Genomic DNA, 1,166 nt, shown 5'->3' with positions numbered 1-1,166 from the left:
TCGGTTTGGCCGTAGGGCAAAAATATTGCTTGTAAACCTGCCAAGAAAGGCGTTTACTTTCAATATTTGGACGCGCAAATGGCAAACGAACCGATCTCGTTGGTGGCAGCATTCGATGACTTGAACGACCCGCGTGCGCGGCAATGCGCCTATCGACTCGACGAGTTGCTGTTGGCGGCGATTTGCGCCGTCATCAGTGGCGCAGAGAGTTGGACGGCAGTTGTCGAGTGGAGTGAAACGAAGCTCGATTGGCTGCGCCAACAGCTGCCGTTTGCCAACGGCATCGCCTCGCACGACACCTTCGGGCGGGTATTTTCGCTGCTTGATGCAACGCAATTCGAGACTTGTTTCGTCAGATGGATGGGGGCGATATGTCCGGCGCTTCCAGGGCAACACATTGCCATCGACGGCAAGTGCGTGCGCGGCTCGCACGATGGCAAACACAGTGCGATTCACCTGGTGTCGGCATGGAGCAGCGCCAGCGGCTTGACGCTGGGACAGGTCAGGACTGCCGACAAGAGCAATGAGATCGCCGCGATCCCGGAATTGCTGGCGACGCTGGACATCAAAGGGGCCATCATCACTATCGACGCGATGGGATGTCAGCACGACATCGCGGCCAAGATCATCGCCAGCGGCGCAGACTATGTGCTGGGTGTGAAGGACAACCAACCCGGTCTGGCCGAAGCGGTCAAGCTGTGGTTCGATGCCGCCGAGGCAGGCACGTTAGAGCGTCCGTTCTGGGACCACAATCACACTGAAAAAGACCACGGGCGCATTGAAACCCGACGCTGCCTGGTGACTAACGATGTTACTTGGCTAGACCAGCAAAACCAGTACTGGGCCGGCGTGCAAAGCCTGATCATGATTGAATCAACGCGCGAAATCATCGGCAGAAACAGCACCGGTACCGCCAGTGTCGAGCGGCGCTATTACCTCAGCAGTCTCCCGGCGAAAGCAGCTCATCTCGCGCACACCATCCGGGCCCACTGGGGTATCGAAAATAGCATGCACTGGGTGCTCGATGTCGCGTTCCGTGAGGACGATTGCCGCATCCGGGTCGGTGAAGGAGCACAAAACTTTGCCATCTTGCGCCGAATCGCCCTGAACTTGCTGAAAAATGAAAAGTCGACCAAGGTCGGCATCGCTACCAAACGCTTAAAAGC

General features: G+C 57.3%; 1 protein-coding gene. It reads left to right on the top strand.

From position 1 onward, the window contains the following. Positions 1 to 78: 78 nt before the first annotated feature. On the top strand, positions 79 to 1,166 hold a 1,088-nt coding region (locus ACP7DE_RS27970), incomplete at its 3' end, for an ISAs1 family transposase (RefSeq protein WP_426075180.1).

This window comes from Janthinobacterium sp. DSP2-3-3, assembly GCF_049897325.1.
Lineage (GTDB): Bacteria > Pseudomonadota > Gammaproteobacteria > Burkholderiales > Burkholderiaceae_D > Janthinobacterium.
The sequence above is the reverse complement of the archived record's forward strand: the minus strand, read 5'-3'. Positions and strand labels throughout refer to the sequence as shown.